This window comes from Burkholderia sp. S171, from assembly GCF_009766085.1.
Lineage (GTDB): Bacteria > Pseudomonadota > Gammaproteobacteria > Burkholderiales > Burkholderiaceae > Caballeronia.
Map to the genome: position 1 here is coordinate 1 of NZ_LMUF01000061.1, position 7,744 is coordinate 7,744.

A 7,744-nucleotide genomic window follows, 5' to 3' on the forward strand; every position below is an offset into this window, starting at 1 on the left:
CATGGATATCTCGTGTGCCGTCGCCCGGCTCGTTCGTATTCGCGTAAAAGCGGATTATCGCCGAGATGGCGAGCGATGTCGGCATTTGTAAATTTTTATGGCGAAGCCGATTGGACCCGTCTACTAATCGACCGGAAGCGGGAGAAGAGGGCTTGAGCCGCGTCCGCGCCGCATCAGCGCTGCCGCGCTAGCCCGATGCGCGCACTTTTCGCGCCCGGTCGCGTTTGTGTGCGTGCGAGGCGCTTGGCGCCATGCCGGGCACTACGCGTGTCATCATCCAGGCCACACCGCCTCACTCGTCAAACACCACTCAATTTACCCGCCATGCTGCGCGCTCTTGCTACGTTGCTTTTGTTCCAGTGTTTTGGAGAAGGTCTTTCGATGGGCCTGCATGTGCCCGTTCCGGGACCGGTGATCGGGTTGTTGCTGCTGTTCGGCTATTTGCTCATGAGGCCGTCCGCCGTCGATTCGATCGAGCCAACCGCCCTCGAGCTGCTCCGGCATTTGTCCTTGCTGTTCGTGCCCGCGGGCGTTGGCATCATGGCCGCCGCCGGCCAGGTTCGCGGCGAAGGGATCGCCATCGCAGTTGCGCTGGTCGTCAGCACGACACTCGCGATTGCCGTCACCGCGCTTGTCACGCGGGCGCTGATGCGGCGTCAGATGCGCCGGGCGCGTGTCGATACCCCTCCAGGGCTTTGAGGACTACGCCATGACACAACTCGGTGCCCTTTGGGTCTACCTCGCCGCTACACCGCTGCTCGGTCTGACCATGACGCTATTCGCGTACCTCATTGCACAAGGCATCTACGCTCGCGCCAAGTTCAACCCGCTGGCGAACCCGGTGTTGATTGCGGTAGCGCTGGTTGTCGCCGTGCTGAGTATTACGCATACGCCGTATCAGACTTATTTCCAGGGCGCCCAGTTCGTGCACTTTCTGCTCGGCCCGGCGACAATCGCGCTCGCGCTGCCGCTCTACCGGCAACTGCCGAAGCTGCGTCGCGCCGCCGTGCCGCTGGCCGGCGGCCTGATCGCCGGGTCGTTGACGGCGATTGTGTCCGCGACCGCCGTTGCGATGTTATTCGGCGTGTCGCGCGTGACGGTGATATCGCTCGCGCCCAAGTCCGCGACCACGCCGATCGCCATGGCTATTGCCGAGCGTCTGGGTGGACTGCCGTCGCTGACCGCCGTGCTGGTGATTTGCACCGGCGTGTTCGGGGCGGTATCGGCGCGCACGATCCTCAATGTTTTACGTATCGAAGAGCCTGATGTGCGAGGGTTCGCGCTAGGCGTGGCATCGCATGGCATAGGAACAGCGCGCGCTTTCCAGGTCAGCGATGAAATGGGCGCATTCGCCGGCCTCGGCATGGGCTTGAACGGATTGTTCACGGCATTCGTGGTGCCGGTCTTGTTGCCGATAATTTTGCGCTGGGTCAACTGACCCGCAAAGATTGAAACGATAGACACGATCCAGGAGAAATTCGGAACTCGCTCATGGTCCGGGCGGCGCGGCGATGGTCTCATGCTGGTTGGTTGCGAGCGCTGTCCTGTGGCGCACGCGAGTTCCACATCTGATTCACGCCTGTCACGAGTACGCGGTTCAATGGTTGTTCGCGCGCAGGCATTTTTTGCGGCGAGTCCTTCTCATGTCTTTGCATGTCCGTTCAGTTTTATTTTCCGCCGGCCTGATTGCATTGGGCGGTTTGTTGCAGGTCTCGCCGAGCTTGGCAGCGACCTCCGTCGACCCGGGTATCTACTCCGACGCGCCACTTGTTTTCAAGGCGGATCGCGGCGTCTTTTCCGGCGTGCCGACACAACCCGTTGATGGACGCATTTTCTCGCCTGTCGACATGCCGGGCGACACGCATGCCTCGAAGCGCGTTCAGGATCACGTGCGCCTGCGGCATGATCTATAAAAGACGGCACGAATTTCGATGAAATGTGTCAATGCAGTGCGCAATGCTTATGCAATGAGCCGTTACATGAATCGATGCATGAATCGTTTCAAACCGTTGAGTGTTTTCAGGTCATGGTAAGACTGTAAAAAGCCGCTTCACGCATTTTCCGCTTTAGCTTTTCTATCTGCCATAATTCCGGTGCTTTCGCATTCTTAATTGCGTTCAACCCGGAAATTCCATGAACTCCAACAATACAACGAGAGGCGGGGCACTGGTCTTGGCATGGTTCGTCCTGTGCGGCGCAGCGTGTGCCGCCGGGTCCACAGCGCCCATGCAAGGCAGTGTCCCGGCAGCCGATGCACTCGGGGACTCAAGCGCGCGCCGCAGTCTCCTGACCAACGGCGCAGCCGACGAACCGCAGGCAACCGTGAATGGCAACATCGCGGAACTACAGCAAATGATTCGCGACGGGAAAGTAAAGGAATTGCGCACCACGTATAACGGCAGCTACGGCGCGAGCATGCTGTTTTACCCCGATGAAATGACGTTCTATATTGCATTGTTTCAGCAAAAGAAATTCTGGCGCGTGGTGAAGACTCAAGTGGATTCGCGTGCGGAAACAATATATGGGGACTTTGCGAAGAACAGCGCCGCGCTAGCCGATACCGAGATCCGCCGGACCAAGCTCGAAGCGGAGAAGAACTTTGCTGACCGGCTGATCGCAGTCCAGCAAGGACGCGCGAATCGTCTGCAGGCCGACCTTGATGTCGCGCGGGCGCAGCAAAGCCAGGTCGCCGACCGGCAGGCGGAGCAACAGGAAGCGATCCGTTCACTGCGTGCGGAACAAGATGCCGCGCAAGCGCAATTGCGTGCATTGCAAACAAAGGTGCAGGATCTTCAACGCCAGTCGGATGTCGATCTGATGCCGTTGCCAAAATGAAGCGCGCCTGACAGATCAGGCTTCCCGAAGTCGCCTTTGCTGCTTGCGCATCGATCGCTCGCAGCGCATTTCAAACTGTGAAAAAGCGGCCGCATTCGCGGCCGCTTTTCATTTCCCGCGCAGTAATGATGCGTCAAAATTTTTCTGATTGTTCACGTTTATCGGGTGTTTCTTAAATCGCTCGAAAGTGTTTCATTAATTAGGAATTATCCAGTTAGGAATGCTAGTTTTCACGTGCTAACATGCCGCGCGATTTCGGATTCCAGATCATTTTCAAGATCCGGATCGAAGGCTTGAGGCGAATAAGGTGGCTGTGAAAATCGGGTAACTGTCTGATGACCCATCCAGTACGCATTTGTCTCGATATCTCAGTCACACGTCAATTTAAGAATGGTAAACAAGATGTCTAAAAAACTAATCGCTGCAGGTCTGGTGTCAATCGGCGCACTCGCAGGTTGCTCTTCTGCTTCCGGTCCGACTTTCAATGCCAACGAGATCCAGACGGCCAATGGCGCGCAGGTTTATCGTGTGGAATGTCATGGTTTGTTCGAAGGCGTGGCGGCATGCGTGAAGCAAGCCCAGAAAATTTGCGGCGACAAGCCCGCATACAAGCTCGAAACCATGGAACGCCTGCGTGCTCCGTCTGAAGACGCCGCCGATCCGCGTGTCCTGACTTTCCAGTGCGGCGCGCCCGCTCAGGCTGAAGTAGCCCCGGCGCCGGTGCCGGCACCTGTGCCGCAAGCTGCTGCAGAAATGCCCCGTCAGATCGATTTGAGCGGCGACGCTAACTTCGCGACCGACAGCGCCACGCTGACGGCTAAAGCGACCGACACGCTCGATGAGTTCGTGTCTGCTGCCCAAGGTGTGACGTTGCGCCAGGTCGCAGTTGCGGGTTACACGGATTCGACGGGCCCGGCAGCGCACAACCGTCAGTTGTCGCAACGCCGTGCGGAATCGGTCATGCAGTATTTGAAGAGCCATGGCCTGCGTTCGCAAAGCTACACGGCGCAAGGGTTTGGCGCGTCGAATCCGGTCGCATCGAACTCGACCGTCGCTGGCCGCGCGAAGAATCGCCGCGTGGAAATTCGCGTCAGCACGCAGCAATAATCGGTGTAGCAGTCTCAACGCCCCGGACGCTGTTGCCTGGCGTCCAGATGCGTAAAACCCCCGCAGGCGCGCCGCGCCTGCGGGGGTTTTTCAAATGGTTGAGAACAATCAGAACAGCGTGAGTTGCGCGCGTCCTGGGCCACCTTCAAGCGTCAGCAGATGCTGCTTGCGCTCGACGCCACCGGCGTAACCGGTCAGCTCTCCATCGGCGCCTATTACGCGATGACATGGCACGATGATCCCCACGGGATTGCGCCCGTTCGCTCCGCCCACGGCTCGCGACGCCCCCGCAGCCACACCCATCCGGCGCGCGAGATCGCCGTAGGTCCAGGAGGTGCCGAACGGGATCTCTTGCAACGCAGCCCATACACGCTGCTGGAACTCGGTGCCATTGAGCCGCAACGGTACGGAAAACACCGTGCGCTCACCGGCGAAGTACTCGGCGACCTGTTCCTTCGCCGCGACGATCGCACGTGACTTTGGCGCCCCCGTATCGATAAGACCGGCGGGAAAGTGCTTCTGGCCGACGAAGAATAATCCCGTCAGGCAATCGTCCTCCGCGCGATACGCTAGGTGGCCCAGCGGACTTGCTGCTATGTGGCATTCGATCAAGATACGTCTCCGGCCAATTTTTTCTAACGCTCAGATGAACGGATTATCCGTCTTGCCCGCTGGCTTCGGCGGTTCATCGGCGAGTTTCACGGGTAGGCTTGCCTCATTCTGCAAGGCATCGACAATAGCGTTTACCGCCCTTTGCAGCGCAAGCGCCGTGGTCAAGCCAGTCTTGTCGCGTGCGATTTCCAAGTCACCGGAAATGGAGAGCCGAACGGTGTCGTTGGCGATCACGAGCGCGTCGCCATTGATGTTGAGCGTATCGGTATCGTTGGCGAAGGGTACAAATGGCTTAGACACCTTTCAGTCCTCCAATGCGTTGGTCTTTCAGCGTGTCCGGAATGCCGGGGAATTGCAGCCCGCTCATGGCTTCGAGTTCACGGACCGTCTTGATGGTGTATTCGTTCGTCGGCGTATTGTCGACCACCACGGCGAACGCCAGGTCACGGCCCGGCAAATACACTACCTTATACAACTGCGTGGGCACGAGCACACGCGAGTCACCAATCGTCTGCAACTGCCTTCCGGAAAACAGCGGTCCCGTCACCACGTAGGCATCGCCGGATTGCTCCACCAGCCGTCGCACAGACTGTTCTATACGCGACCAGATGCGCCGGTTGTTCGACGGATTTTGCGGGACCACGTTCGCGAGCGAAAACGATTCTGCCATGCCCTTTTTGTCCCAGCGATCGCCCGCCGGACTCATATGGCCGCGATCGTAGCCGCTCTTCTTATAGTCCGAGAGCGTGGCGCCGTCGCCGGGCGCCAGTTTTTTATCGACGAAAAAACGGTTGGTGCGGGTGTTGTCGCGGGCGTCGTCCATGTGCTCCGCCGTCAAGTGTTCCGCCGACCACAACGGCCCGTGCGTCACGCCGGAATGCAGGACAGCGAAGTCGGAATAGCAGAGTTGCTGCGTCGAGACGCGCATCTTCGCATTGGCGACAACGGGCGCGCGGCCATCGGGGCTGAACTGGGAACAGTCGCTGGCCGCGAGCGCATTGAGGGAGACGGTAGCGGCGAGTGCGGCCAGTAGCGGCGCAACATACGATGCAAAAAACGTGAAGCGGATTTTCATGCGGCGGGGGAGGTCGGGTTTCGTCGAGGCGGGAGTATAAGGCGCTGGGGACCATCGCGCGGCGATGAGATCGGTGCTGCCGATGGTATTCATGCTGTCGGCGGCCAAGTTGCGCAATAAGCGCAAAACGTGCGAAACGCGCAAAACGCACACGCGATAAAATTGCCCCGCCGTCGCATGGTGCATCCGCGCATCCGTGCATCGTGGGCCGCGACGGTCCTTTCCGACTTGCTGCGACTTTGCTGGTTTCTCCGTTATTTCCATTTGCGAGCTTCCGCGCCCATGACTTCGATTAGCCGCATGCTTTGCGCCGTTTTAGCTTTAGCCTTGTTGACTGCATCGCCCGTTTTCGCCGACTCCAGCGCTTCCACCGCTCCCAACGATGAGGCCGCGTCCTCGCCGTCGATCGCGTCATCTCCTGCGCCGTCCGACAACGACGGTCCTGCGTACGGCCCCGAACTCGAGGGCTTCGACTATCCGTATCCGGTCGGCCGGTTTGCGATTTCATCGCAGCGGCAAATCGTGCGCATGGCGTATATGGATGTCGCGTCCAAGCGTCCTAACGGACGGACCGTGGTTCTCCTGCACGGCAAGAACTTTTGCGCGGCGACTTGGAGGGAGAGCATCGACGTGCTCACCGAAGCGGGGTATCGCGTGATCGCGCCGGACCAGATCGGTTTTTGCAAATCGACCAAGCCGGTGCGTTATCAGTACACGTTCCAGCAACTGGCGCGCAATACGCACGCGTTGCTTGCGGCGCTTGGCGTGAAAAAAGCGACGCTCGTCGCGCACTCCACGGGCGGCATGATTGCGGTGCGATATGCGCTCATGTATCCGCAAGAGACCGAGCAGCTTGTGCTGGTGAATCCGATCGGGCTGGAGGACTGGAAGGCGAAGGGCGTGCCGTCCATTTCTATCGACGACTGGTACGCGCGCGAGCTCAAGACCAGCGCCGACGGCATTCGCAAATACGAGCAAGCCACGTATTACGCGGGTCATTGGGACGCCCGTTATGAGCCATGGGTTCAGATGCTGGCGGGCATGTATCGTGGGGCGGGCAAGGACGTTGTGGCCTGGAATTCGGCCTTGCTCTACGACATGATTTATACGCAACCGGTCGTGTATGAGTTTGGGCAGATCAGGACGCCCACTTTGTTATTGATCGGCGATAAGGACACAACCGCGATCGGCAAGGATCTCGCGCCACCGGAGATCCGGCCGACGCTCGGGCGTTATCCGGAGCTGGCGAAACGCGCGGCGGAGGCGATTCCCGGGGCGAAGCTGGTCGAGTTCGCAGAGCTGGGGCATGCGCCACAGATGCAGGACCCGCGCGCGTTTCATCAGGCATTGCTCGCGGGGCTGGCAGCGCTTGGCGAGAGTGGTAAGTGAGAGCGCTTGTAGAAATCGCCCATAAAAACCACCTCGCGCACACGATAACCCGACTTCCACTATGAAGACATTCCTGCTGTATGTCGTGACCGCCATTGCCGAGATCGTGGGCTGCTATTTGCCCTATCGATGGTTAAAGGAAGACGGTTCGCCCTGGCTTCTCATTCCCGGCGCGCTGGCGCTCGCACTTTTCGCATGGCTGCTCACCCTGCATGCCAGCGCCGCCGGCCGCGTGTATGCCGCGTACGGCGGCGTGTATATCGCCGTGGCGATCATGTGGCTATGGATCGTCGAGCGGATTCGCCCGACCAGCTGGGATCTCGCCGGCGTCGCGATTGCGCTGGCCGGCATGAGCGTGATCGCGTTTCAGCCGCGCGGGTGAGATCGAGCGTTAACAACGCAAGAACGTAAGGCGTCGAAGCGGTCAGGCCTCCAGCGCCAGCAACGCAAAGGTCGCGAGCCAGTGCTCGCCCATGTAATCACCCACCACATGCGCGAGACCCGCTGCAAGGTGAGCATTCGCTGTGGCATCAAGCAAGCCGATACGGACATCGCCTGCCGGCAGCGCACGCGCGAGCGAACGCTGGCACCACGCGCGGCTGAGGTTCAGGCCGTCGAGGTGGGCAAGCTTGCCGTCGCTGCGATCTGTCACGGTGGCCGGCACGAACAACGTGGCGGGTTCGCTCGCGTCCAACCGAGGCAGGAAGCGGTCGAACCAGCCGGCGA

Annotated in this window: 11 protein-coding genes; 7 read left to right on the top strand and 4 right to left on the bottom strand. The window is 59.7% G+C overall.

Annotated features, from left to right (window positions below; translation table 11 throughout):
- The first annotated feature begins 324 nt into the window (after nucleotides 1-324).
- The 5 genes from GSQ93_RS33240 (at nucleotide 325) to GSQ93_RS33260 (ending at nucleotide 3,942) form a co-directional block, all read left to right on the top strand.
- Nucleotides 325-699 (top strand): CidA/LrgA family protein, encoded by a 375-nt coding sequence (locus tag GSQ93_RS33240; RefSeq protein WP_158940176.1) that lies wholly within the window; start codon nucleotides 325-327, stop codon nucleotides 697-699.
- A 10-nt stretch (nucleotides 700-709) separates the two neighbouring features.
- Nucleotides 710-1,438: an LrgB family protein gene (locus GSQ93_RS33245; RefSeq protein WP_158940177.1), complete on the top strand. Its 729-nt coding sequence runs from the start codon at nucleotides 710-712 to the stop codon at nucleotides 1,436-1,438.
- Nucleotides 1,439-1,643: 205 nt separating this feature from the next.
- On the top strand, nucleotides 1,644-1,913 hold the full coding sequence (locus GSQ93_RS33250; protein WP_158940178.1) for a hypothetical protein: 270 nt from the start codon (nucleotides 1,644-1,646) through the stop codon (nucleotides 1,911-1,913).
- Nucleotides 1,914-2,133: 220 nt separating this feature from the next.
- On the top strand, nucleotides 2,134-2,835 hold the full coding sequence (locus GSQ93_RS33255; protein ID WP_254074198.1) for a DUF2968 domain-containing protein: 702 nt from the start codon (nucleotides 2,134-2,136) through the stop codon (nucleotides 2,833-2,835).
- Nucleotides 2,836-3,237: 402 nt separating this feature from the next.
- Nucleotides 3,238-3,942, top strand: a complete 705-nt coding sequence (locus GSQ93_RS33260) for an OmpA family protein (protein ID WP_158940179.1) — start codon at nucleotides 3,238-3,240, stop codon at nucleotides 3,940-3,942.
- A gap of 108 nt (nucleotides 3,943-4,050) precedes the next feature.
- Here GSQ93_RS33260 and GSQ93_RS33265 read toward each other — a convergent pair whose 3' ends face one another.
- The 3 genes from GSQ93_RS33265 to GSQ93_RS33275 are packed head-to-tail and all read right to left on the bottom strand — an operon-like array spanning nucleotide 4,051 to nucleotide 5,629.
- Entirely contained in the window at nucleotides 4,051-4,554 is a 504-nt protein-coding gene (locus GSQ93_RS33265) for a methylated-DNA--[protein]-cysteine S-methyltransferase (protein ID WP_158940180.1), read from the bottom strand.
- A gap of 30 nt (nucleotides 4,555-4,584) precedes the next feature.
- Complete coding sequence (locus GSQ93_RS33270; protein WP_158940181.1) at nucleotides 4,585-4,854, bottom strand: hypothetical protein; 270 nt, start codon at nucleotides 4,852-4,854, stop codon at nucleotides 4,585-4,587.
- Nucleotides 4,847-5,629 (bottom strand): DNA/RNA non-specific endonuclease, encoded by a 783-nt coding sequence (locus GSQ93_RS33275; RefSeq protein ID WP_158940182.1) that lies wholly within the window; start codon nucleotides 5,627-5,629, stop codon nucleotides 4,847-4,849. The genes GSQ93_RS33270 and GSQ93_RS33275 overlap by 8 nt, the downstream gene beginning before the upstream one ends.
- Nucleotides 5,630-5,911: 282 nt before the next feature.
- Between GSQ93_RS33275 and GSQ93_RS33280 the strand changes: the two genes are divergently transcribed.
- Nucleotides 5,912-7,018 carry an alpha/beta fold hydrolase gene (locus tag GSQ93_RS33280; RefSeq protein WP_158940183.1) on the top strand — a complete coding sequence of 369 codons (1,107 nt, stop codon included), beginning with the start codon at nucleotides 5,912-5,914 and terminating at the stop codon, nucleotides 7,016-7,018.
- 61 nt (nucleotides 7,019-7,079) lie between these two features.
- Nucleotides 7,080-7,400, top strand: a complete 321-nt coding sequence (locus GSQ93_RS33285) for a YnfA family protein (RefSeq protein ID WP_089160082.1) — start codon at nucleotides 7,080-7,082, stop codon at nucleotides 7,398-7,400.
- 42 nt (nucleotides 7,401-7,442) lie between these two features.
- Here the strand turns inward: GSQ93_RS33285 and GSQ93_RS38455 are convergent.
- The coding region (locus GSQ93_RS38455) for a DUF2891 family protein (RefSeq protein ID WP_254074199.1) at nucleotides 7,443-7,744 on the bottom strand (302 nt) is incomplete at its 5' end.